At 56.6% G+C, this 25,170-nt stretch carries 18 protein-coding genes; 14 read left to right on the top strand and 4 right to left on the bottom strand.

The window, feature by feature from the left end:
- Window positions 1-48 precede the first annotated feature (48 nt).
- Together yhhY and MKleb_RS25795 are read right to left on the bottom strand one after the other, a co-directional pair.
- The gene (gene yhhY / locus MKleb_RS25800; RefSeq protein WP_025107856.1) at window positions 49-540 is read right to left on the bottom strand and encodes an N-acetyltransferase; all 492 of its coding nucleotides are present in this window, start codon (window positions 538-540) and stop codon (window positions 49-51) included.
- A 247-nt stretch (window positions 541-787) separates the two neighbouring features.
- Entirely contained in the window at window positions 788-1,447 is a 660-nt protein-coding gene (locus MKleb_RS25795) for a bactofilin family protein (RefSeq protein ID WP_025107855.1), read from the bottom strand.
- A 253-nt stretch (window positions 1,448-1,700) separates the two neighbouring features.
- Between MKleb_RS25795 and MKleb_RS25790 the strand changes: the two genes are divergently transcribed.
- The 11 genes from MKleb_RS25790 (at window position 1,701) to glgP (ending at window position 17,955) form a co-directional block, all read left to right on the top strand.
- On the top strand, window positions 1,701-2,738 hold the full coding sequence (locus MKleb_RS25790; protein WP_025107854.1) for an oxidoreductase: 1,038 nt from the start codon (window positions 1,701-1,703) through the stop codon (window positions 2,736-2,738).
- Between the two features lie 121 nt (window positions 2,739-2,859).
- The gene (locus tag MKleb_RS25785) at window positions 2,860-3,555 is read left to right on the top strand and encodes a pirin family protein (protein ID WP_025107853.1); all 696 of its coding nucleotides are present in this window, start codon (window positions 2,860-2,862) and stop codon (window positions 3,553-3,555) included.
- A 114-nt stretch (window positions 3,556-3,669) separates the two neighbouring features.
- Window positions 3,670-4,665, top strand: a complete 996-nt coding sequence (gene gntR, locus MKleb_RS25780) for a gluconate operon transcriptional repressor GntR (RefSeq protein ID WP_004106498.1) — start codon at window positions 3,670-3,672, stop codon at window positions 4,663-4,665.
- 181 nt (window positions 4,666-4,846) lie between these two features.
- The gene (gene gntK, locus MKleb_RS25775) at window positions 4,847-5,377 is read left to right on the top strand and encodes a gluconokinase (protein ID WP_004854998.1); all 531 of its coding nucleotides are present in this window, start codon (window positions 4,847-4,849) and stop codon (window positions 5,375-5,377) included.
- Window positions 5,377-6,717, top strand: coding sequence for a gluconate transporter (gene gntU, locus MKleb_RS25770; protein WP_014227075.1), 1,341 nt, complete (start codon window positions 5,377-5,379; stop codon window positions 6,715-6,717). The genes gntK and gntU overlap by 1 nt, the downstream gene beginning before the upstream one ends.
- Window positions 6,718-7,169: 452 nt before the next feature.
- The gene (asd, locus tag MKleb_RS25765; protein WP_004854992.1) at window positions 7,170-8,276 is read left to right on the top strand and encodes an aspartate-semialdehyde dehydrogenase; all 1,107 of its coding nucleotides are present in this window, start codon (window positions 7,170-7,172) and stop codon (window positions 8,274-8,276) included.
- Window positions 8,277-8,523: 247 nt separating this feature from the next.
- Window positions 8,524-10,710 carry a 1,4-alpha-glucan branching enzyme gene (glgB, locus tag MKleb_RS25760; RefSeq protein ID WP_014227074.1) on the top strand — a complete coding sequence of 729 codons (2,187 nt, stop codon included), beginning with the start codon at window positions 8,524-8,526 and terminating at the stop codon, window positions 10,708-10,710.
- Window positions 10,707-12,683: a glycogen debranching protein GlgX gene (glgX, locus tag MKleb_RS25755; RefSeq protein ID WP_025107852.1), complete on the top strand. Its 1,977-nt coding sequence runs from the start codon at window positions 10,707-10,709 to the stop codon at window positions 12,681-12,683. The genes glgB and glgX overlap by 4 nt, the downstream gene beginning before the upstream one ends.
- 80 nt (window positions 12,684-12,763) lie before the next feature.
- Entirely contained in the window at window positions 12,764-14,059 is a 1,296-nt protein-coding gene (gene glgC, locus MKleb_RS25750; RefSeq protein WP_004106488.1) for a glucose-1-phosphate adenylyltransferase, read from the top strand.
- Window positions 14,059-15,492 carry a glycogen synthase GlgA gene (gene glgA, locus MKleb_RS25745; protein ID WP_004854984.1) on the top strand — a complete coding sequence of 478 codons (1,434 nt, stop codon included), beginning with the start codon at window positions 14,059-14,061 and terminating at the stop codon, window positions 15,490-15,492. Before glgC ends, glgA begins: the two co-directional genes overlap by 1 nt.
- Before the next feature lie 15 nt (window positions 15,493-15,507).
- The gene (glgP, locus tag MKleb_RS25740) at window positions 15,508-17,955 is read left to right on the top strand and encodes a glycogen phosphorylase (protein WP_004854983.1); all 2,448 of its coding nucleotides are present in this window, start codon (window positions 15,508-15,510) and stop codon (window positions 17,953-17,955) included.
- Window positions 17,956-18,006: 51 nt separating this feature from the next.
- On the opposite strand, the gene glpD is transcribed toward glgP, so the two are convergent.
- Complete coding sequence (gene glpD / locus MKleb_RS25735) at window positions 18,007-19,515, bottom strand: glycerol-3-phosphate dehydrogenase (RefSeq protein ID WP_025107851.1); 1,509 nt, start codon at window positions 19,513-19,515, stop codon at window positions 18,007-18,009.
- Between the two features lie 212 nt (window positions 19,516-19,727).
- On the opposite strand from glpD, the gene glpE reads away from it, so the two are divergent.
- From glpE to MKleb_RS25720, 3 genes are read left to right on the top strand one after another with little or no spacing between them, the layout of a single operon-like run.
- Window positions 19,728-20,057: a thiosulfate sulfurtransferase GlpE gene (glpE, locus tag MKleb_RS25730; protein WP_004126086.1), complete on the top strand. Its 330-nt coding sequence runs from the start codon at window positions 19,728-19,730 to the stop codon at window positions 20,055-20,057.
- A gap of 59 nt (window positions 20,058-20,116) precedes the next feature.
- The gene (glpG, locus tag MKleb_RS25725) at window positions 20,117-20,947 is read left to right on the top strand and encodes a rhomboid family intramembrane serine protease GlpG (protein WP_014227070.1); all 831 of its coding nucleotides are present in this window, start codon (window positions 20,117-20,119) and stop codon (window positions 20,945-20,947) included.
- Window positions 20,948-20,966: 19 nt separating this feature from the next.
- Window positions 20,967-21,725 (top strand): DeoR/GlpR family transcriptional regulator, encoded by a 759-nt coding sequence (locus MKleb_RS25720; protein ID WP_004106478.1) that lies wholly within the window; start codon window positions 20,967-20,969, stop codon window positions 21,723-21,725.
- A 165-nt stretch (window positions 21,726-21,890) separates the two neighbouring features.
- On the opposite strand, the gene malT is transcribed toward MKleb_RS25720, so the two are convergent.
- The gene (malT, locus tag MKleb_RS25715) at window positions 21,891-24,596 is read right to left on the bottom strand and encodes an HTH-type transcriptional regulator MalT (protein WP_014227069.1); all 2,706 of its coding nucleotides are present in this window, start codon (window positions 24,594-24,596) and stop codon (window positions 21,891-21,893) included.
- Between the last annotated feature and the right edge of the window lie 574 nt (window positions 24,597-25,170).

Genomic DNA, 25,170 nt, shown 5'->3' with positions numbered 1-25,170 from the left:
TTACCCTCACTCCGACCCTCTCCCTGCCGGGAGAGGGTTAGTTGAGCGTCACCCCTTCAGCCGCGCCATAAAGTAGGCATCGACATATTCGCCGTTGCGCAGGGCGTATTGCTTGCCGGTCCCTTCTACAATAAAGCCAAATTTGCGGTAAAGCGCCATCGCGGATGGGTTGTCCGTAAACACGGTTAATTCAATACGATCGACGCGCAGCCAGTTATCACAGAGATTAATCATCTCTCGCATCAGCGCGCTGCCTACGCCACGGCCGTGCGCCTGCGCGGCAACGCTGACGCCAAAGGTCGCCACGTGGCTGCGACGAGGGCTGGGTTCGATGCTGAGCCTGAGGTGGCCCACCACCTGTTCGTCGATTGTCGCGACCAGATGACGGCTACCGGGTTTCGGTAGCAGGCGTTCCTGCCACATTTCCATAGAAGGATGAGGGAGCTGTAGCGTGTCGTGATAGACCTCCGGATGCGCAGTTATCTGGCGTAAAGGTTCAGCATCCCGTGGCTCGGCGTGACGTATCACTATGTCGCTCATTCTTCATTTTCCTTTTTGGGTTAATCGTCCCCTTAAAGATCGCTGACTTTAAAAAAGGGAGCAACGCCTATTTTTTGCAAAAAGAGGTGGACAAGTGCGAATGAGAATGATTATTATTGCTCTGCATTCAGGGAGACCCTTGCGGAAAGCCTGAAAGCACGACATTGCTCACATTGCTTCCAGTATTACTTTAGCCAGCCGGGTGCTGGCTTTTTTTTTGCTTTTTTTCAGCCTGCACCCGAAGACGCTACTGCGCCGCTTCGACGGTGTGTCTGTCTGCTCTGTTTTTGGTTTCAGCCGCGGTATCCGCGATAAACCCCACCACGTTGCTCTTATCTGCCGCCGCAGGCAGCAGCTCTGCCTGGCCGGAAAAAACGCCGCCCTTGTTAATGGCCAGCGTGCGGTAGGCCAACGTGCCGGTGACCTGGCCGTTCTTATCGATTTCAATCGTCTCGCTGCGGCACTGGCCGAGGATGCAGCCGTCGATAATCAGCTCGCGGCAGGTGATATTTCCCTCGACCAGGCCTCCGGCCATAATCTTAATCTGGCTCTCTTCGGCGTCGATATTGCCGCTTACGGTACCGTAAATATCGACATCTCCCTCGGCGATAATATTGCCGTCAAAGCGGATGCCGCTGGCGATAACCGTGGCGGCAGGTTTGCGGGAAACGGCTAACGGGGATGCGCTGTTGAGTACCGGCGTAGCCACCGTCTGTGGCCTCGCTTCAACGTTTTTATTCTTTTTAAACATATGGTTAATCCGATGATATTGAAAATGAAAAACGAAAGATGACAAGGAGAAAGAGCCCGATAGCCAGGCCAGATACGTGGATTCGCAGCACCAGGCCATCAGGCCAAGCAGCCAAAAGAGAAGAGCGCTATTCAGGGCGATATACTTGCTTTCCATACGAACGAGATGGCTACTCCTTTAGTCATCGTGTTTTGGGAAACGGCGAGCGCGATACGGCGTCATGCTCCCACGCGCTGGATAAAAAACGTTCTTTTCCCGAGGGCCCTCTTATCCAGAATTTAGGCCGTAGGGTCAATGAGTTTGAGCGTTAAATTTTACATTTAAGAATTTGGCACACTTATTGAAGGGGTTAAGTTCGCAGCCAGCTTGCGCTATGGTTAATAGCAGAGACCTAACAAAGGACCGCGTTATGACTTTGCACTGCGCATTTATTGGATTCGGCAAAAGCACCACCCGCTACCATCTTCCCTATGTCCTGCACCGAAAAGACCGCTGGCACGTGGCGCATATCTTTCGCCGCAGCGCAAAGCCAGAGGAACAGGCACCGGCATACTCGCATATTCACTTCACCAGCGACCTCGACGAAGTGCTTAACGATCCGCAGGTCAAGCTGGTGATTGTGTGCACCCACGCGGACAGTCATTTTGCCTATGCCAAAAGGGCGCTGGAGGCGGGCAAAAATGTACTGGTCGAAAAGCCCTTTACCCCGACCCTTGATGAGGCAAAAACGCTATTCGCCCTGGCGAAAAGCAAGGGATTGACGGTCACGCCGTACCAGAATCGTCGCTTCGACTCCTGCTTCCTGACCACGAAGAAAGTGATTGAGAGCGGAAAGCTGGGCGAGATCGTCGAGATTGAAAACCATTTTGACAACTATCGCCCGGTAGATGGAGGGAAACCCGGCCTGCCTCAGGACGGCACGTTTTACGGCCTGGGCGTCCATACCCTGGACCAAATTATCTCCCTGTTCGGTCGCCCTGACCATGTCTCTTACGACATCCGTAGCCTGCGCAACAAGGCCAATCCGGACGATACCTTTGAGGCCCAGCTGTTCTACGGCAACCTGAAGGCGATTGTCAAAACCAGCCATCTGGTGAAGCTGCCCTATCCAAAATTCATCGTCCATGGTCATAAAGGGTCGTTTATTAAATACGGTATCGACCAGCAGGAGACCAGCCTGAAGGCCAATATTATGCCGGGCGAGCCGGGATTCGGCGCGGACGACACGGTTGGTCTGCTGGAGTACGTCAATGAGGCGGGCGAAGCCGTACGGGAAGAGATCCCGCTTGAAACCGGCGACTATGGGCGGGTCTATGATTCGCTGTATGAAACCCTCGTTAACGGTCAGCCAAATTTCGTCAAGGAATCTGACGTTCTCACGAATCTGGAGATCCTCGAACGCGGCTTTGAACAGCCATCTCCAGCCACGATTACCCTTACCCGATAAGCCCTCATGGCTCCTCTGCACTCGTTCATATTTTTTGAACAGAGGAGTCAATTTTCACCCTCTATGATCGCCAGGGGATTGGGTACACACTTATCCCATCGAAAACATACGGGGGTGCAACATGATCTACTTACGCAAAGCTAACGAACGCGGCCACGCTAACCACGGCTGGCTGGATTCCTGGCATACTTTCTCTTTCGCGAACTATTACGACCCTAACTTTATGGGCTTCTCGGCGCTGCGGGTGATCAATGACGACGTGATTGATGCAGGCCAGGGCTTCGGAACCCATCCGCACAAGGACATGGAAATCCTGACCTACGTGCTGGAAGGGGCCGTTGAGCACCAGGACAGCATGGGGAATAAAGAGCAGGTGCCGGCGGGTGAGTTCCAGATCATGAGCGCGGGTACCGGGATTCGTCACTCGGAGTACAACCCAAGCAACACGGAAAAACTGCATCTGTACCAGATCTGGATTATGCCGGAAAAAAATGGCATCACGCCGCGCTACGAACAGCGCCGCTTTGACGCCGCGCAGGGCAAACAGCTGGTGCTGTCGCCGGATGCCCGCGAAGGTTCGCTGAAGGTGTACCAGGATATGGAACTGTACCGCTGGGCGCTGCTGAAAGATGAGCAGTCGGTGCACCAGATTGCCGCTGAACGGCGGGTGTGGATCCAGGTGGTGAAAGGTGACGTCACCATCAACGGAACGAAGGCCACCACCAGCGATGGCCTGGCCATTTGGGACGAGCAGGCGATTTCCGTACACGCCGACGGCGATAGCGAAATTCTGCTGTTCGATCTGCCGCCCGTCTGATCGTTCTCCGATCGGGTCTAAATAAATTGCGCAACCTTCCCTGATGTTAGGGAAGGTTGCGCTTTGTCCGTGATAAACTGAGAAAATGTTTCCCCGTTGATCGCAGTCAGGACGATGAAAAAGAAAAGACCCGTACTTCAGGATGTAGCCGATCTTGTCGGCGTGACCAAAATGACGGTCAGTCGCTACTTACGTAACCCGGAACAGGTTTCCGAAGCGCTGCGTGGCAAGATAGCCGTTGCTCTCGATGAACTGGGTTATATTCCTAATCGCGCCCCCGACATCCTCTCGAATGCCACCAGCCGCGCTATTGGCGTGCTGCTGCCCTCGTTAACTAACCAGGTTTTCTCAGAAGTGCTGCGCGGTATTGAAAGCGTGACCGACTCTTTCGGTTACCAGACGATGCTGGCGCACTACGGCTATAAGCCGGAAATGGAAGAAAAACGCCTGGAATCCATGCTTTCCTGGAATATTGACGGCCTGATCCTTACCGAACGAACCCATACGCCGCGCACCCTGAAGATGATTGAAGTGGCGGGTATCCCGGTTGTGGAGCTGATGGACAGCCAGTCGCCGTGCCTCGATATCGCCGTCGGCTTTGATAACTTTGAAGCGGCCCGGCAGATGACCGCGGCGATTATCAATCATGGCCATCGTCACGTTGCCTATCTTGGCGCACGTCTTGATGAACGTACTATCATCAAACAGAAGGGGTATGAGCAGGCGATGCTTGATGCCGGAATGACGCCCTACAGCGTGATGGTTGAGCAGTCTTCCTCTTATTCATCGGGGATTGAGCTGATGCGCCAGGCGCGTCGCGAATATCCGCAGCTTGACGGCATTTTCTGTACCAACGATGACCTTGCGGTCGGCGCGGCGTTTGAATGCCAGCGGCTGGGGCTTAAAATCCCTGACGATATGGCGATTGCCGGTTTCCACGGCCACGATATCGGCCAGGTGATGGAGCCGCGCCTGGCCAGCGTGCTGACGCCGCGCGAGCGGATGGGGCGGATTGGTGCTGAACGTCTGCTGGCGCGTATTCGCGGTGAAGCGGTGACGCCTAAGATGTTAGATTTAGGTTTCACATTGTCACCGGGCGGATCTATTTAAACTGACAAATTTGAAGTAGATCACACATATTCACATCTGGCACGAATGGTTATTGCTTCTCCACAACTCCGGCATGACAATGTTACCGATAACAGTTACCCGTAACAATTAACCTGTACGCCAGTATTCCACGCCGTTAAACGCTGCCAGGCTGCGCGTATGTGTCCAGTGGGAGGAAGCTTTGAGCACGACTAACCATGATCACCACATCTATGTCCTGATGGGCGTTTCCGGCAGCGGCAAATCCGCTGTCGCCAGCGAAGTGGCGCATCAACTGCACGCCGCGTTTCTCGACGGCGACTTTCTGCATCCGCGCAGCAACATCAACAAGATGGCTTCCGGCGAACCGTTAAATGACGATGACCGCACCCCGTGGCTGCAGGCGCTGAACGATGCCGCGTTTGCCATGCAGCGTACCAATAAAGTGTCGCTGATTGTCTGCTCCGCGTTGAAAAAGAGCTACCGTGACATCCTGCGTAAAGGTAACCCGAACCTCTCATTTATCTACCTGAAAGGCGACTTCGAGGTTATCGAACAACGTCTGAAGGCGCGTAAAGGCCACTTCTTTAAAACCCAGATGCTGGTCACGCAGTTTGAAACGCTGCAGGAACCGGGCGCGGATGAAAACGATGTTTTAATCGTCGATATCGACCAGTCATTGGAAGGCGTGGTCGCCAGCACCATTGAGGTGATCAACAAAGGCAGTAAATAGTGAGTACATTAACGCTTGTTTTAACAGCAGTCGGCTCCGTTTTGCTGCTGCTGTTTTTAGTGATGAAGGCGCGTATGCATGCCTTCGTGGCTTTGATGGTGGTTTCTATTGGAGCAGGGCTTTTTTCCGGAATGCCGTTGGACAAGATCGCGGCGACGATGGAAAAAGGCATGGGCGGCACGCTGGGCTTTCTGGCTATCGTCGTCGCGCTGGGGGCTATGTTCGGTAAGATCCTGCATGAAACCGGCGCGGTCGACCAGATTGCCGTTAAGATGCTGAAATCTTTCGGCCACAATCGCGCCCACTATGCGATAGGCCTGGCCGGACTTATCTGCGCGCTGCCGCTGTTTTTCGAAGTGGCGATCGTGTTGCTGATCAGCGTGGCTTTCTCAATGGCGCGCCACACCGGCACCAATCTGGTGAAGCTGGTGATCCCGCTGTTTGCTGGCGTAGCCGCTGCGGCCGCGTTCCTGCTGCCGGGGCCCGCGCCGATGCTGCTGGCCTCGCAGATGCACGCCGACTTTGGCTGGATGATCCTGATTGGCCTGTGCGCCGCGATCCCGGGGATGATTATCGCAGGACCGCTGTGGGGTAACTTTATCAGCCGTTACGTTGAGCTGCATATTCCGGACGATATTAGCGAGCCGCACCTCGGCGAAGGCAAAATGCCGTCATTCGGCTTCAGCCTGTCGCTGATTCTGCTGCCGCTGGTGCTGGTTGGCCTGAAAACTATCGCCGCGCGCTTTGTGCCGGAAGGCTCTACCGCCTACGAATGGTTTGAGTTTATCGGCCATCCGTTTACCGCGATTCTGGTGGCGTGCCTGGTGGCTATCTATGGCCTGGCGGTACGTCAGGGGATGGCCAAAGATCGGGTGATGGAGATTTGCGGTCATGCGCTCCAGCCTGCGGGCATTATCCTGCTGGTCATCGGTGCGGGCGGCGTGTTCAAACAGGTGCTGGTCGACTCTGGCGTCGGTCCTGCCCTCGGCGAAGCGTTGACCGGTATGGGCCTGCCGATTGCCATCACCTGCTTCGTGCTGGCGGCGGCGGTGCGTATTATTCAGGGCTCCGCGACCGTTGCCTGCCTGACGGCCGTTGGGCTGGTGATGCCGGTTATCGAACAGCTGCACTACAGCGGCGCGCAGATGGCGGCGCTCTCTATCTGCATCGCCGGCGGCTCTATTGTCGTCAGCCACGTTAACGACGCGGGCTTCTGGCTGTTCGGTAAGTTTACCGGCGCGACCGAAGCGCAAACGCTGAAGACCTGGACGATGATGGAAACCATCCTCGGCACCGTCGGGGCGATTGTCGGCATGATTGCGTTTACGCTATTGAGCTAAACGACAAAGTGAAACACCCGGCGGAGCGAGGCGATGCCGGGTTAATTTTTCCGCTCTACTTATATCGAAAACCCTTAGCTTTACCCCTCTCCCGATCTGCCACTATCAGAAATACGATAAACGTCATACGGCTCACAAACCCGCGCCACGCCTGGCTTTAACCGGTTTGGTTAGCAAGAGTAAAACAACCGAATTTCTGCCGTAATCCATAATCCTGATCAATAAAATAGCGGCGGAAAATATTTCCTTCGCGATATAAATTCCCTGATAATTATTAGGGTATTCCGGGGGGCCAGCGACGGCTGCCGCTATGCAAAATTAGTTACGTTACTGATTGCCTGGCAATCATTGATTAATTTCACTTGCGACTTTAGCTGCATTTTGTAATGTGAAGGACTAACCAGTAGGAAACTGGCCTGGAACAAACAGCACACACCTCGCAGGAATACGTTATGAAAAATGTTGGTTTTATCGGCTGGCGCGGAATGGTCGGCTCTGTCCTCATGCAACGCATGGTTGAAGAGCGCGATTTTGATGCCATTCGCCCTGTTTTTTTCTCCACCTCCCAGCTGGGGCAGCCTGCTCCATCTTTTGGTGGCAGTACCGGTGGCACGCTTCAGGATGCATTCGATCTGGAAGCACTGAAGGCGCTGGACATTATTGTCACGTGTCAGGGCGGCGATTACACCAACGATATTTACCCGAAGCTGCGTGAAAGCGGCTGGCAGGGCTACTGGATTGACGCCGCCTCTTCGCTGCGCATGAAAGACGACGCCATCATCATTCTCGACCCGGTGAACCAGGACGTTATCACCGCAGGTCTGAACAACGGCGTTAAAACCTTTGTCGGCGGCAACTGTACCGTCAGCCTGATGCTGATGTCTCTCGGCGGCCTGTTTGCTCAGGATCTGGTTGAGTGGGTTAGCGTGGCGACTTATCAGGCGGCTTCCGGCGGCGGTGCGCGGCATATGCGCGAGCTGCTGACCCAGATGGGCCAGCTGCACAGCCATGTTGCGGCTGAGCTGGCGGATCCGGCTTCCGCGATCCTGGATATTGAACGCAAGGTCACCTCGTTGACCCGCAGCGGCGAGCTGGCGGTAGACAACTTTGGCGTTCCTTTGGCGGGCAGCCTGATCCCATGGATCGACAAACAGCTGGATAACGGCCAGAGCCGTGAAGAGTGGAAAGGCCAGGCGGAGACCAACAAAATTCTCGCGACCGCCTCACCGATTCCGGTAGACGGCCTGTGCGTTCGCGTTGGCGCGCTGCGCTGCCATAGCCAGGCGTTCACCATCAAGCTGAAAAAAGATGTTTCTATTCCGACCGTTGAGGAACTGCTGGCCGCGCATAACCCGTGGGCCAAAGTGGTACCGAACGATCGTGATATCACCATGCGTGAGCTGACTCCGGCTGCCGTTACCGGCACCCTGACCACCCCGGTGGGTCGCCTGCGTAAACTGAACATGGGGCCGGAGTACCTGTCGGCCTTCACCGTTGGTGACCAGCTGCTGTGGGGGGCCGCCGAGCCGCTCCGCCGCATGCTAAGACAGCTGGCGTAGTCGTCACAAGATGAAAAAAGGGGTGTTGAAACACCCCTTTTTTTTGCGTAATACAAGGAGTAAACGCGAATGTTAGATTTTTCCCAACGGAGGTAACTCAGCCTTGGCTATGCTTTAAGTAAGGAGTCACGATGTCTCCTTACCTGAAGGTGGGACGGAGCAGGGGGACGCATAACGTGCTGCGCCGTTCAGGTCAAAAAAAGTCGCCGGATACAGGAAAGGGCGACACCTACAACAGGATGAAACCATGTCTAATCGTATTGATAAGGACGTGATTAATGCGCTTATCGCCGGCCATTTTGCGGATCCTTTTTCCGTGCTTGGCATGCATTACACCGACGCCGGGCTGGAAGTTCGTGCATTATTACCCGATGCCACCGATGTGTGGGTCATTGAACCAAAAACCGGACGCAAAGTCGGCAAGCTGGAATGCCTCGACTCGCGCGGTTTCTTCAGCGGCGTTCTGCCGCGTCGTAAAAATCCTTTTCGCTATCAGCTGGCCGTCACCTGGCACGGGCAGCAGAACCTGATTGATGACCCATACCGTTTTGGTCCGCTGTTGCAGGATCTCGATGTCTGGCTGCTGTCGGAAGGCACGCATCTGCGTCCTTATGAAACGCTGGGCGCGCATGCCGATACCATGGACGGCGTGGTCGGTACGCGTTTCTCCGTATGGGCGCCGAATGCCCGCCGGGTATCGGTCGTCGGCCAGTTTAACTACTGGGACGGCCGCCGCCACCCGATGCGCCTGCGTAAAGAGTCCGGCATCTGGGAGCTGTTTGTTCCCGGCGCGCTGAACGGCCAGCTGTATAAATTCGAGCTTATCGATGCCCACGGCAACCTGCGGGTGAAGTCCGATCCTTACGCTTTTGAAGCGCAAATGCGCCCGGAGAGCGCCTCGCTCATCTGCGGGCTGCCGGAAAAGGTCGCACAGCCGCCGGAGCGCAAGCAGGCTAACCAGTTTGATGCGCCGATCTCGATTTATGAAGTACACCTCGGCTCCTGGCGCCGCCACACCGATAATAACTTCTGGCTGAGCTATCGCGAGCTTGCCGACCAGCTGGTCCCGTATGCCAAATGGATGGGCTTTACCCACCTCGAACTGCTGCCGGTTAACGAGCATCCGTTTGACGGCAGCTGGGGCTACCAGCCGACCGGGCTGTACGCGCCCACCCGTCGCTTCGGTACCCGGGAGGATTTCCGCTACTTTATCAACGCCGCGCACGCCGCGGGGCTTAACGTTATTCTGGACTGGGTGCCTGGCCATTTTCCGGCGGATGACTTTGCGCTCGCCTCGTTTGACGGCACCTCGCTGTATGAACATAGCGACCCGCGCGAAGGCTACCATCAGGACTGGAACACCCTGATTTACAACTACGGCCGCCGCGAGGTCAGCAATTACCTGGTCGGCAATGCGCTGTACTGGATCGAACGCTTCGGCATTGACGCGCTGCGGGTTGATGCGGTGGCGTCGATGATTTATCGCGACTACAGCCGCAAGCAGGGCGAGTGGGTGCCGAACGAATTCGGCGGTCGGGAAAACCTTGAAGCGATTGAGTTTCTGCGCAATACCAACCGCGTGCTGGGCGAACAGACGCCGGGCGCGGTAACCATGGCGGAAGAGTCGACCGATTTTCCCGGCGTTTCCCGTCCTTCCTCCACCGGCGGGCTGGGTTTCTGGTTCAAGTGGAACCTCGGCTGGATGCACGACACCCTCGACTACATGAAGCTGGACCCGGTGCATCGCCGTCATCATCACGACAAGATGACCTTCGGTATGCTCTACAACTACACCGAAAACTTTGTCCTGCCGCTCTCTCATGATGAAGTGGTGCACGGCAAAAAATCGATACTCGACCGCATGCCGGGCGACGCCTGGCAGAAGTTCGCTAACCTGCGCGCCTACTACGGCTGGCTGTTTGCCTTCCCGGGTAAAAAGCTGCTGTTTATGGGCAATGAGTTTGCTCAGGGGCGCGAATGGAACCACGACGCAAGCCTCGACTGGCATCTGCTGGAAGGCGGCGATAACTGGCACCACGGCGTCCAGCGGCTGGTGCGCGACCTCAACCATACCTATCGTCACCATAAAGCGCTGCACGAGCTGGATTTCGATCCCTACGGCTTCGAATGGCTGGTGGTGGACGACCATGAGCGTTCGGTATTTATCTTTGTTCGTCGCGACAGGGCGGGCAATGAAATTATCGTCGCCAGCAACTTCACCCCGGTCCCGCGTCATGAGTACCGTTTTGGCATCAACCAGCCCGGCCGCTGGCGTGAAGAGCTCAACACCGACTCCATGCATTACCACGGCAGCAACACCGGCAACGGCGGCGTCGTTGAGAGCGACCCGATCGCCAGCCACGGTCGTGAACACTCCCTCTCCATTACGCTGCCGCCGCTGGCGACGGTGTGGCTGGTGCGGGAGGCGCAATGATCGCACTCGCGGCAGGAAAGCCCGCGCCTTTAGGGGCCAGCTACGACGGTAAGGGCGTGAATTTCGCGCTCTTTTCCGCCCATGCGGAGCGGGTGGAACTCTGCGTGTTTGACGAGCAGGGTAATGAACGGCGCGTCGACCTGCCCGCGCGCAGCGGCGATATCTGGCACGGCTGGCTCGCCGATGTCGGGCCTGGCCTGCGCTACGGCTACCGCGTCCACGGGCCCTGGGACCCAACGCAAGGGCACCGCTTCAACCCGGCGAAGCTGCTGCTTGACCCCTGCTGCCATCAGGTAGACGGCGGGTTGCCTGACGATGAACGTCTCCACGGCGGCGATCGCGTTCCCGATCGTCGCGACAGCGCGGCGATAGCGCCGAAGTCGCGGGTGATCGACCTGCATTACGACTGGCGCGGCGATAAGCCGCCGCGCACGCCGTGGGGCCAGACGGTGATTTATGAAGCCCACGTCAAGGGGCTGACGTATCTGCACCCCGATCTGCCGGAGAATATCCGCGGCACCTATAAAGCGCTCGGTCATCCGGTGATGATCGATTACTTCCGCATGCTGGGCATTACTGCACTAGAGTTAATGCCGGTGGCGCAGTTCGCCAGCGAACCGCGCCTTCAGCGGATGGGGTTAAGCAACTATTGGGGCTACAACCCGCTGGCGATTTTCGCCCTCGACACGCGCTACGCCAGCGCGCCGAAGCAGGCGTTAAACGAGTTTCGCGATGCGGTAAAAGCGCTGCATGCGGCGGGCATCGAAGTGATCCTTGACGTGGTGCTGAACCATAGCGCGGAGATAGACCTGGAAGGGCCGACCTTCTCCCTGCGCGGAATCGATAACCGTAGCTATTATTGGATCAGGGAAGACGGCGATTACCACAACTGGACCGGCTGCGGGAACACCCTCAACCTCAGCCACCCCGGCGTGGTGGAGTATGCCCGCCAGTGCCTGCGTTTTTGGGTTGACGAGTGCCACGTTGACGGCTTTCGTTTCGACCTCGCCTCGGTGATGGGGCGGACGCCGGCGTTTCGTCAGGATGCGCCGCTGTTTGAGGCCATCCGTAACGACCCGCGTCTGGCGGAGGTCAAGCTGATCGCGGAACCCTGGGATATCGGCCCGGGCGGCTACCAGGTGGGTAACTTTCCGCCGCTGTTCGCCGAGTGGAACGACCATTTCCGCGATACCGCGCGTCGATTCTGGCTGCAGCAGAACGTCTCGCTGGGCGACTTCGCTCAGCGTTTTGCCGCATCCAGCGACGTTTTTCAGCGTAACGGCAGAGCGGCTTCGGCGGCGGTTAACCTGGTCACCGCGCACGATGGTTTCACCCTGCGCGACTGCGTTTGTTTCAATCAGAAACATAATGAGGCAAACGGGGAGGAGAATCGCGATGGGACTAACAATAACTACAGCAACAATCATGGTATAGAAGGATTAGAAGGGAGTCTTGCCGTGATTGAACGGCGCCGTGCCAGCGTTCACGCTCTTCTGGCGACGCTACTGCTGGCGCAGGGAACGCCGATGCTGCTGGCGGGTGACGAACACGGTCACAGCCAGCATGGCAACAACAATGCTTACTGTCAGGACAATGCGTTGACCTGGCTGGACTGGAACCATACTAACCGCGGGCTGACCGCGTTCACCGCCGCGTTAATTCATCTGCGCCAGCGGGTTCCGGCTTTAACCGAGAATCGCTGGTGGCAGGAGGGAGACGGCAGCGTTCGCTGGTTAAACCAACATGCGCAGCCGCTGTCCGCCGATGAATGGCAGCACGGTGCGCCGCGTATGCAGATCATATTGTCCGATCGCTGGCTGATGGCGCTCAACGCCACCGCCGAGGTGGCAGAGATGGTTTTACCCGCGGGGGAATGGCGCGCCATTCCACCTTTCGCCGGAGAGGATAATCCGGTCACTATAGCTGTCTGGCATGGGCCCGCGCACGGAGTGTGCGTATTTCAAAGGTCGTAACCTCGGGGCTTCCGGTTGGTCTCGAAGCGGCGGCGCGACGAGAAGGGCAGGCAAGCTGGGGAGTTAAAAAGGAGTTAATTATGGTTGGGGTAGAAAAGAACGATCCATTGATGCTGGCGCGTCAGTTGCCGATCAAATCCGTTGCGCTGATCCTTGCCGGGGGACGTGGTACCCGTCTGAAGGATCTGACCAATAAACGCGCGAAACCTGCTGTCCATTTCGGCGGCAAGTTCCGCATTATCGATTTTGCGTTATCTAACTGTATTAACTCAGGCATTCGACGCATCGGCGTCATCACCCAGTATCAATCGCATACGCTGGTGCAGCATATCCAGCGCGGCTGGTCGTTCTTCAATGAAGAGATGAACGAGTTTGTTGACCTGCTGCCCGCCCAGCAAAGGATGCAGGGGGAAAACTGGTATCGCGGCACGGCGGATGCGGTGACGCAGAACCTCGACATCATTCGTCGTTACAAGGCGGAGTACGTCGTTATCCTCGCGGGCGACCATATTTACAAACAAGACTACTCGCGCATGCTTATCGATCACGTCGAAAAAGGCGCGCGTTGCACCGTGGCCTGTATGCCAGTGCCTATTGAAGAAGCACGGGCGTTCGGGGTCATGGCGGTGGACGAGAGCGATAAGATTATCGATTTCGTCGAAAAACCGGCTAATCCGCCTGCGATGCCGGGCGATGCCAGCAAATCGCTGGCGAGTATGGGTATCTATGTCTTTGACGCGGATTACCTTTATGAGCTTCTGGAAGAAGACGACAGCGATGAAAGCTCCAGCCACGATTTTGGTAAAGACATCATTCCGAAAATCACCAAAGCTGGCATGGCTTATGCACATCCTTTCCCGCTCTCCTGCGTGCAGTCCGATCCGCAGTCTGAGCCCTACTGGCGTGATGTCGGGACCCTGGAAGCGTACTGGAAAGCCAACCTCGATCTGGCTTCGGTGACCCCGGAACTGGACATGTACGATCAGAACTGGCCGATTCGCACTCATATGGAGCCTTTGCCTCCGGCAAAATTCGTCCAGGACCGCTCGGGCAGCCACGGGATGACCCTGAACTCGCTGGTTTCAGGCGGCTGTATTATCTCCGGCTCGGTGGTTGTGCAGTCGGTGCTGTTCCCGCGCGTGCGGGTGAATTCATTCTGTAATATTGATTCGGCAGTCTTGTTGCCAGAGGTTTGGGTTGGCCGTTCGTGCCGCCTGCGTCGCTGCATTATTGACCGCGCCTGCGTGATCCCGGAAGGTATGGTTGTTGGGGAGAACGCGGAAGAGGATGCACGCCGTTTCTACCGCTCGGAGGAAGGTATCGTGCTGGTCACCCGCGACATGCTGCGGAAATTGGGGTATCCACAGGAGCGCTAATGCAGGTATTACATGTATGTTCAGAGATGTTCCCGCTGTTAAAAACCGGTGGACTGGCGGATGTGATCGGCGCGCTGCCTGCAGCGCAAATTGCCGGGGGCGTCGACACGCGCGTACTGCTGCCCGCGTTTCCTGATATCCGCCGCGGCGTGACGGATGCGCAGGTGGTGACGCGCCGCGAGACGTTTGCCGGGCGCATCACTCTGCTGTTCGGTCACTTTAACGGCGTGGGCATCTATTTGATTGATGCCCCGCATCTCTACGATCGCCCAGGGAGCCCTTACCACGATACCAATCAGCACGCCTATACCGACAACGTGCTGCGCTTTGCGCTGCTGGGATGGGTCGGTAGCGAGATGGCCTGCGGCCTGGATCCTTTCTGGCGCCCTGACGTTGTTCACGCCCACGACTGGCATGCGGGCCTGACCCCGGCCTATCTGGCGGCGCGCGGCCACCCGGCTAAGTCGGTCTTTACGGTGCATAACCTGGCCTACCAGGGGATGTTCTACTCGTGGCATATGAACGACATTGAGCTGCCGTGGTCGTTCTACAACGTTCATGGCCTTGAATTTAACGGCCAGATCTCCTTTCTGAAGGCGGGGCTCTACTACGCCGACCATATTACGGCGGTCAGCCCGACCTATGCGCGCGAAATCACCGAGCCGCAGTTCGCTTACGGCATGGAAGGGCTGCTGCGTCAGCGGCAGCATGAGGGCCGCCTCTCCGGGATCCTCAACGGGGTGGATGATCATATCTGGAATCCGGAAAGCGACCTGCTGCTGGCCGCGCGCTACGATCGCGATCGGCTGGAAGAAAAAGCGGAAAACAAACGCCAGCTGCAAATCGCCATGGGGCTGAAGGTGGATGACAAAGCGCCGCTGTTTGCCGTTGTCAGCCGTTTGACCAGCCAGAAGGGGCTGGACCTGGTGCTTGAGGCGCTGCCGGGCCTGCTGGAGCAGGGCGGTCAGCTGGCGCTGCTGGGGGCGGGCGATCCGGTGCTGCAGGAGGGCTTCCTGGCCGCCGCGGCCGAGCATCCGGGCAAGGTCGGCGTACAGATTGGCTACCATGAAGCCTTCTCGCACCGCATTATGGGCGGCGCCGATGTGATTCTGGTGCCCAGCCGTTTTGAACCGTGCGGCTTAACCCAGCTGTACGGCCTGAAGTACGGCACGCTACCGCTGGTGCGGCGTACCGGCGGACTGGCGGACACCGTGTCCGATTGCTCGCTGGAGAACCTCGCCGACGGTCTGGCTACCGGCTTTGTTTTTGAAGATAGCAACGCTTTGTCGCTGCTGCGGGCTATTCGACGCACATTCGTCTTGTGGTCGCGCCCGTCGCTCTGGCGCTACGTCCAGCGTCAGGCGATGAATATGGATTTTAGCTGGCAGGTTGCCGCAAATTCTTACCGCGAACTTTATCAACGCTTGCTGTAACCAGGAGCCAAAGCTATGAATGTACCTTTTAGCTACTCATCACCCACCCTGAGCGTTGAGGCGTTAAAGCACTCTATTGCTTATAAGCTGATGTTTATCATCGGCAAAGATCCGGCTATCGCTAACAAACATGAATGGCTCAACGCCACGCTGTTCGCCGTTCGCGATCGCATGGTTGAGCGCTGGCTGCGTTCAAACCGGGCGCAGCTCTCTCAGGAAGTGCGCCAGGTTTACTATCTGTCGATGGAGTTTTTGATTGGCCGTACCTTGTCCAACGCGCTGCTATCGCTCGGTATTTATGAGGACGTGAACAGCGCGCTGGAAGAGATGGGGCTGAATCTTGAAGAGCTGATTGACGAAGAGAACGACCCGGGCCTGGGCAACGGCGGTCTTGGTCGTCTGGCTGCCTGCTTCCTCGACTCGCTGGCGGCGCTGGGTTTGCCGGGCCGCGGCTACGGTATTCGCTACGACTACGGGATGTTTAAGCAGAATATCGTCGACGGGCGGCAGAAAGAGTCCCCGGACTACTGGCTGGAGTACGGCAACCCGTGGGAGTTCGAGCGCCACAATACGCGCTACAAAGTGCGCTTCGGCGGCCGCATTCAGCAGGAAGGTAAACACTCGCGCTGGGTGGAGACCGAAGAGATTATTGCCGAAGCCTACGATCAGATCATCCCGGGTTTCGACACCGACGCCACCAACACGCTGCGTCTGTGGAGCGCGCAGGCCAGCAGCGAGATCAACCTCGGTAAATTCAACCAGGGCGACTACTTCGCGGCGGTGGAAGATAAAAACCACTCCGAGAACGTGTCGCGGGTGCTCTATCCGGATGACTCCACCTATTCCGGGCGCGAGCTGCGCCTGCGCCAGGAGTATTTCCTCGTGTCGGCGACGGTACAGGATATCCTCAGCCGTCACTACCAGCTGCATAAAACCTACGCCAATCTGGCGGACAAAATCGCGATTCACCTCAACGACACGCACCCGGTGCTGTCGATTCCGGAGCTGATGCGCCTGCTGATTGACGAGCATAAGTTTAGCTGGGATGAGGCGTTCGAGGTGACCTGCCAGGTCTTCTCCTATACCAACCATACCCTGATGAGCGAAGCGCTGGAGACCTGGCCCGTCGATATGCTGGGTAAAATCCTGCCGCGTCATTTGCAGATTATTTTCGAGATTAACGACTACTTCCTGAAGACCCTGCAGGAGCAGTATCCCAACGATACGGCGATGCTGGGCCGTACGTCGATTATCGACGAGTCTAACGGGCGTCGCGTACGCATGGCGTGGCTGGCGGTGGTGGTAAGCCACAAGGTCAACGGCGTGTCGGAGCTGCACTCCCGGCTGATGGTCGAGTCGCTGTTTGCCGAATTTGCCAAAATCTTCCCGATGCGCTTTACCAACGTCACGAACGGCGTCACTCCGCGCCGCTGGCTGGCGCTGGCGAATCCGCCGCTGTCGAAAGTGCTGGATGAAAATATCGGCCACACCTGGCGTACGGATTTAAGCCAGCTGAAGGAGCTGGAGCAGCATATTGACTTTCCGAAGGTTAACCAGGCGGTGCGCCAGGCCAAGCTGGAAAACAAGCAGCGGCTGGCGAACTACATCGGCCAGCAGCTTAACGTGGTGGTCAACCCGAAAGCCCTGTTCGATGTGCAGATCAAGCGTATTCACGAGTACAAACGTCAGCTAATGAACGTGCTGCATGTGATCACCCGCTACAATCGCATTAAGGCCGATCCCGACGCTGAGTGGGTACCGCGCGTGAATATCTTCGCCGGCAAGGCGGCTTCGGCTTACTACATGGCGAAGCATATTATTCATTTAATCAATGACGTCGCGGCGGTGGTGAATAACGATCCGGACGTTGGCGATAAGCTGAAAGTGGTGTTCATTCCTAACTACAGCGTAAGCCTCGCGCAGCTGATCATTCCGGCGGCGGATCTCTCTGAGCAGATCTCGCTGGCGGGGACGGAGGCGTCCGGTACCAGCAACATGAAGTTCGCGCTTAACGGCGCGTTAACCATCGGTACCCTGGACGGGGCTAACGTTGAGATGCAGGAGCACGTCGGGGCGGATAATTTCTTTATCTTCGGTAATACGGCGGAAGAGGTTGAAGCCCTGCGGGCTAACGGCTACAAACCGCGTGATTACTATGAGCAGGATGAAGAGCTGCACCAGGCGCTGACGCAGATCGGCACCGGCCTGTTCAGCCCATCGGAGCCGGGACGCTACCGTGACCTGCTGGATTCGCTGATTAACTTCGGCGACCACTATCAGGTTCTGGCGGATTACCGTAGCTACGTGGATTGTCAGGATAAGGTGGATGAGCTGTACCGTCATCCGGAGGAGTGGGCCAATAAAGCGATGCTGAATATCGCCAATATGGGCTACTTCTCTTCCGACCGCACGATTAAGGAGTATGCCGACCATATCTGGCATATCGATCCGGTAAGGTTGTAACGGATTAGCCATAAAAAACGGGGCCTACAGGCCCCGTTACTGTTTGCGGTGTTACGACGCCAGCGACAGCTCAGACTTTCCCGCGTGCTGCGCCAGCCACTCGCTGATGCGCGCCTGCTGCTCGTCATTCAGCCACATACCTTGTTTAGTGCGACGCCAGATCGCGTCATCCAGCGAACGAACCCATTCGTGCTCAACCAGATAGCGCAGTTCGGCTTCAAAAAACTCATGGCCGAAATGCTCACCCAGATCGTCCAGTGAGGTCGCCTTATCAAGGATTAGCTCGCTGTTGCTGCCGTAGGTGCGGGCGTAATGGCGGGCCATCGATTCGCTGATAAACGAAAAGCGGCGGCGCAGTTTCGCCGCGTAGTCGTCACGGTCGCTGCCGATATCGCCGCCGGGCAGCACCGCGGTTTTGGTCCATGCCGGGCCGATGCCTTTGTAGTAAGGCGTTAGTTTCTCCAGCGCATGCTCGGCCAGCTTGCGATAGGTGGTCAGCTTGCCGCCAAAGACCGACAGCAGCGGCGCCTGCTCGTTATCATCATGGATATCAAGAGTGTAATCGCGGGTGATCGCCTGCGGCGAGTCGGATTCATCGTCGCACAGCGGGCGCACGCCGGAGTAGGTCCAGACGATATCGTCCCGGGTGAGAGGCTTTTTAAAGTGGGCGTTATAGACGTTCAGCAGGTAGTTAACTTCGTTGTCGTCGATCGCTACCGCTTTAGGATCGCCTTTATACTCCACGTCGGTGGTGCCGATGATGGAAAATTCATCCATCCACGGGATCACAAACACAATGCGTTTATCTTCATTTTGCAGGATGTAGGCCTGTTTCTGCGTGTGCACGCGCGGCACCACGATATGGCTGCCCTTGATCAAGCGAATACCGTACGGCGAGCGCAGATGCATCCCTTCGTCGAAGAACTGTTTGACCCACGGGCCGGTGGCGTTAACCAGACCGCGCGCCTGCCAGGTAAACTTCTCGCCGCTATCAATATCTTCGGCTTCGACAATCCACAAACCGTTTTCACGTTTTGCCGAGATGGCGCGGGTCCGCGTGCGCACTTCCCCGCCTTTACGCACAACCATCTGGGCATTGGCCAGCACCAGACGCGCATCGTCAACCCAGCAGTCGGAATATTCGAAACCGCGCACGATTTCAGGTTTAAGTACCGATTCTGTGCCAAAACGCAACCCGGTTGAGCCGGGTAAGCTGGTGCGCTTGCCCAGATGATCGTACATAAACAGGCCAATGCGGATCATCCACGCCGGACGCAGGTGCGGGCGATGCGGTAAACGAAAGCGCATCGGGAAGGCGATATGCGGGGCCATTTTTAACAACACTTCGCGTTCGGCCAGCGCTTCGCTCACCAGGCGGAACTCATAGTGTTCAAGGTAGCGCAGCCCGCCGTGAATCAGCTTTGAGCTGGCGCTGGATGTGGCGCAGGCAAGGTCGCTTGCCTCCAGCATCAGTACGGATAAACCACGCCCTGCGGCGTCTGCCGCGATACCGGCACCGTTGATGCCTCCCCCTATCACAATCAGATCTTTGGTTTCCACGCTCGCCACCTCTTACACTTTCGTTTAAGCTCACAAATGTTCGATATCGCTCAATATAGCAAACAATCGCGCTATTGGTAACATCAAAAAAACATTTCAGAGTGATGCGTGTAACATATTGGCGTTTATTTAGCGCCAGGCTGTACACTAGACGCTAAAATCCAGGGCGTTTCGCCGCCTGTCTGTATATCCGTATATAAAGAAGAGAGCTTATGGATCGCTTTGAATGTATTAACGTAGAAGAAGCCCACCAGAAAATGCACCAGCAGACGGCGGTGCTGGTCGATATTCGCGACCCGCAAAGCTATGCGATGGGCCACACGCCGGGCGCATTCCATCTGACCAACGATACGCTGGGCGCGTTTATGCGCGACAACGACTTTGATACGGCGGTCATGGTGATGTGCTATCACGGCAATAGCAGCAAAGGCGCCGCGCAGTATCTGCTGCAGCAGGGTTACGACAAGGTTTACAGCGTGGACGGCGGGTTTGATGCCTGGCACCGGCATTTTCCGGCGGAAGTCGCGCATGGCGCACTTTAGGCGTTAGCGCCGGTTGTGGCTATAATATCTCCCTTTGTGTGGAATAAGCGATCCGCTGCATGTTAATGATTACCTCTTTTGCCAACCCGCGCGTGGCCCAGGCGTTTGTCGACTATATGGCGACGCAGGGCATTATTCTGACTATTCAGCAGCATACGCAGAGCGATATCTGGCTGGCTGATGAGTCCCAGGCCGGACGCGTACAGGCCGAGCTGGCCCGCTTTCTGGAAAATCCCGCCGATCCGCGTTACCTCGCTGCCAGCTGGCAGTCGGGGCACACCAATAGCGGGCTGCACTACCAGCGCTTTCCCTTTTTAGCGACGCTTCGCCATAATGCCGGGCCGGTGACCTGGGGCGTGCTCTTCGCCTGCATCGCCGTCTTTGTCCTGCAAACGGTCATTGGCGATCAACCGGTCATGCTGCTGCTGGCCTGGCCCTACGATCCTTCGCTGAAATTTGAAGTCTGGCGCTACTTTAGCCATGCGCTTATGCACTTCTCGCTGATGCATATTCTGTTCAACCTGCTATGGTGGTGGTACCTCGGCGGAGCGGTAGAAAAGCGCATCGGCAGCGGCAAGCTGGTGGTGATTACGGTGATCGCCGCTTTGCTGAGCGGCTTTGTGCAGCATCAGTTCAGCGGCCCGTGGTTTGGCGGACTCTCCGGCGTAGTCTATGCGCTAATGGGCTATGTCTGGCTACGGGGCGAGCGCGATCCGCAGAGCGGCGTTTATTTACAGCGCGGCTTGATACTCTTCTCTTTAGTATGGTTAATTGCTGGATGGTTTGATGTTTTCGGCATGTCGATTGCGAACGGTGCGCACGTGGCCGGTCTGGTGACCGGGCTGGCGATGGCGTTTGTTGATACGCAGAATGTGCGAAAACGAACGTAGAGATTCCCAGGGATATTTCATGAAACAAACACAACGTCATGACGCGATTATCGAGCTGGTAAAAAAACAGGGATACGTCAGTACCGAGGAGCTTGTCGAGCAGTTTGCCGTCAGCCCGCAGACCATTCGCCGCGATCTGAATGATTTAGCCGATCAGAAAATGATTCTGCGTCATCACGGCGGCGCTGCGCTACCGTCCAGCTCGGTGAATACGTCCTGGCACGACAGAAAATCGACCCAGACCCAGGAAAAAGAGCGCATCGCCCGCAAGGTGGCGAGCGAAATCCCCGATGGCGCGACGCTGTTTATCGATATCGGTACCACGCCGGAAGCGGTGGCCCACGCGCTGCTTAACCATAACGATCTGCGCATCGTCACCAATAACCTCAACGTCGCCAATACGCTGATGGTGAAAGAGGACTTCCGCATTATCCTGGCCGGCGGCGAGCTGCGCAGCCGGGATGGCGGTATTATCGGTGAGGCCACCCTGGACTTTATCTCCCAGTTTCGCCTTGATTTCGGCATTCTCGGCATCAGCGGTATCGACAGCGATGGCTCGCTGCTGGAGTTCGACTACCACGAAGTTCGCACCAAACGGGCGATTATTGAAAACTCCCGCCACGTGATGCTGGTCGTTGACCATTCTAAATTTGGCCGTAATGCGATGGTCAACATGGGCAGCATCAGTATGGTTGATGCGGTCTACACCGATGTGATGCCGCCCGCCGGCGTACTGAAGGTGATTACCGATAACAACCTTCAGCTGGAGCTGTGCTGAACCTTTAGCATTTCCGGGTCATGCCAGAGCGTTGCTCCGCCTGACGCGCGCGATTGATGGCGTGATGTTGATGAGTGACAGGATTATCTCCGCCGCCAGGCGGAGGGAAACCTGCCGCCGGCGATGACGTAACGGTTATGTTGCCTGAAGCGAGCCGATAGCGGCTTAAACCCCGTATCCCATCATTTTCAACAGCTGCTGGGCATGCTGAACGGCATCCTGGCGGTGCGCCACGCCCAGCTTCTGATACAAGTTACGGATATGCGTTTTAATCGTAGTGGCGGCCACGTCCAGCTCACCGGCGATCTGCTCGTTGCTGTAGCCGGAATAGATAAGTCCCAGGACCTGCCATTCGCGCTGGGTCAGCGGGCTGGTGCGGATAAGCTCCGGCACTTCCGGGTGGTTCAGCAGCCGTTCGACGAAGCTCTCGTCAAAGTGGGCGAACTTATGCCGATGATGCTGGTTGATATCGCGCAGAATACGCTGGGCGCGGTGCTGCTCCAGCTCCGGCAGCGTATTGAGCTGAATCAGCTGGCGCAGCTGCTGCGCCATCGCTTCGCCTTCAATGACAAAATGATTAATAAACCCGGTGCGGTTAGCGAGGGTGAGCGCTTCCAGCAGCGCTTTTTGCGCTTCGCTCTTACGCCCGGCCTGCCAGTAGAGCTGGTTGAGCAGCAGCAGGTTGCGGTTCAGGTCGCTCATCAAACGCAGCGAGCGGGCGTTATCGTTTAGCTCTTCCAGCACCATCTCGGCGGAATCAAAATCGCCGAGCAGGATCTGCGCGCGGGCGATATTGCGCCACTGGCTCTGCAAGAAATGGTTGTTAGCGAATTCCGGTTTTGGCGTCTGGCGCAGCCAGTTTGCCGCGGCGGCTTTATCGCCGATCATCTGCCAGTAGATCACCCGGACTTTGTCGGCATTGGATACCCAGTCGCTATGGTAATGGCCGTTGCCAAGCAGATTTTCCAGGCGATTCAAATGGCTGCGGGCGTTATCCAGGTCGCCCCGCGCCAGCGAGCACTGTACCATCAGCGTCAGGCACTGCAGCTGCTGCTGCGGCTGATAGGAGGAAAGCACGTTCATGCCGCTGCGCGCGGAGGTCTCCGCTTCATCCAGCCGCGCCCAGGCCCACAGCAGCTGGGAGCGAATCCGCAGCAGGAACTCGTGCATCGGCAGCTGCTCAAGGTGCTGTTCGCGAATCAGCTGGAACGCTTTTTCCTGAATTTCCCAGGCGGCCTGCAGGAAACCCTGCGCAAAGAGGATTTCGCTTTGCTGGATCATGCTCCATAACGCGTAGTGCCAGACGTCATGACGGCGGGCCATCTGTTCCGTCTGCTGCATGACCGCCAGCGATTTGCTCAGCTGGCCTTTGCAGTGCAGAACTTCACCGTGTACGGATGTGGCAACGATACGGCTGTAGTAGCTGGCCAGCGGCAGTTCATCAAGGGCCACCATCGCCAGGCGCTCGGCTTCGTCCTGATCGCCTGCGTTGATCGCCACCTGGGCGCGCAGGGCGTTGAAATCCCCGTGCATGGCGGTGTCCATTTCCGTATCCATCTCCTGCTCGGCGCGCGCCAGCAGGGTATTCACTTCGCTATAGCGGTGCTGGCTCTGCATCAGCCAGGCCTGCAAAAGAATTAAACGCGGGTTTTCCAGCAGGTTTGACCACGGCAGCGCGGCGAGGGACTGCTCCAGCAAACTCAGTTCGCTGTGGTTAAACATGCCCCACGCGTGGTTGAGCAGAATATCGCGCAGCATTTTGGCGTCACCCGCGGCCAGGGCGTGGTGAATGGCTTCGCTCGGGAAGCCTTGCGCCATCCAGCTTTCTGCCGCGGCACGGTGAATTTCCGGCAGCTCAACCGCCAGCTCCCACTGGCAGCGCTGGCGCAGGAAGTTGCCGAACAGCGGATGGTAGCGGAACCATTCGCCGGAATCGTCCATCCGCTGCAGGAATAAGCCCTGACGTTCAATTTCTTCCAGCTGCATCTGGCCATTCTCTTCGCCGGTAACGCGGACGATGAGCGCATCGTTCATTGAACGCAGTAGCGAACTTTTCAGCAGGAAATTACGCGTCCGCGGGTCCACGTTATCCAGCACCTCATCGACCAGATAGTCAGAAAGATGGCTGGCGTTAATGCCGGCAAGACGACGAGCGGAGTGGTGGGCGGAAGTATTGTTCTGGCGCGCCGAGAGGGCAATCAGCTGTAGCGCGGTGGCCCAGCCGGCAACATCGTCGCACAGCCTTTTGCTGTCGTCGGCCTCAATGGGCGAACTGAGACGACAGTCGAAAAACTGCTTGGCTTCCTGATGGGTAAAAGCCAACTGCTGGCTGCCGATTTCCAGCAGCTGATCGCGCACGCGCAGGTTGGCGATACCCAGCTGCGGCAGATTACGCGACAGCACCACCAGCGTCATATTTTCTGGCTGATGGCGGAGGAAGAAACGCATTGCGTCATGAATTACCGGATTGCTGATCAGATGGTAATCATCAATCACCAGGAACAGCGGGCGCTGCCAGTCGGCCAGTTCAATAAACAGTTGTGCGAAGAGGGAAGGCAGGCTGGCGTACTGGCGCTTTTGCACCATCGCTTCGCTGGCCGCGCAGTGGCCGCCGGTTGCCTGTTGAACGGCGGCGATAAGATAGCTGGCAAAACGCTCCTGTTGGTTATCGCCTTCATCCAGGGAGAACCAGCCGAGATCGTTTTTCCCCGCCGCCCATTGAGACACGAGCGTGGTCTTACCGTAGCCAGCCGGGCTGGTCACCAACGCGAGACGATAATTGTTCGCGCCGGAAAGTTTCGCCAGCAATCGCTCACGAACCACAGTGTGTTCAAGGCGGACCGGGCGACTTAATTTAGACGGAATCAACATAGTTCTTCATTTCGCTGTGCAAGGGAGGAGTTGCGAATTTTTTTGCGCTTCGTAATTAATATCCAATAAGGTCGGCCATAATGAATTTTATTGCAAGTTATGTCCGAGTTTTATGCTCTTGAATTTGCTCTATGTCACAAATTTGGACATAGAGAGAAATTCACAGAAATCCGCGTCAGCGTGCGCGGTTATTGGGATTGCGCAGGTTACAGGCACGATAAGCTAATCTTTTATTACAAAATTAGTAGCTGTTTGTTTTTAATAAAATATTATCAGCGAAATCTTATAAGTCATCTTTTTGAGCTATTTCTACATTAAAGTACGTTTATTCCCCTGATATTTACTTTTATTTGGCAATATTTACACAACGGCATTTCGCTTGCTTTTATCGTCCTGGCTTGTAACAAAATTTTGAGCGCCAGGCGGGCCGGTTTGTTGTTTCGGTATGGCGAATTTTGCAGCATAATTTTTGCCGGTAGGCTAACGTAATAGTGGCCACGATCACACTTTTCGCTCATCCCTGCTACTCCTCCCCGGCTAATCCCTGGCGGGATGAGGACGCGACTCCGGGAGG

The sequence above is a fragment of the Klebsiella sp. PL-2018 genome, from assembly GCF_019048985.1.
In the GTDB taxonomy this organism is placed as follows: Bacteria; Pseudomonadota; Gammaproteobacteria; order Enterobacterales; family Enterobacteriaceae; genus Klebsiella; species Klebsiella michiganensis.
Note: the sequence above shows the minus strand (reverse complement) of the source record. Positions and strands in the feature narration are given on the sequence as shown.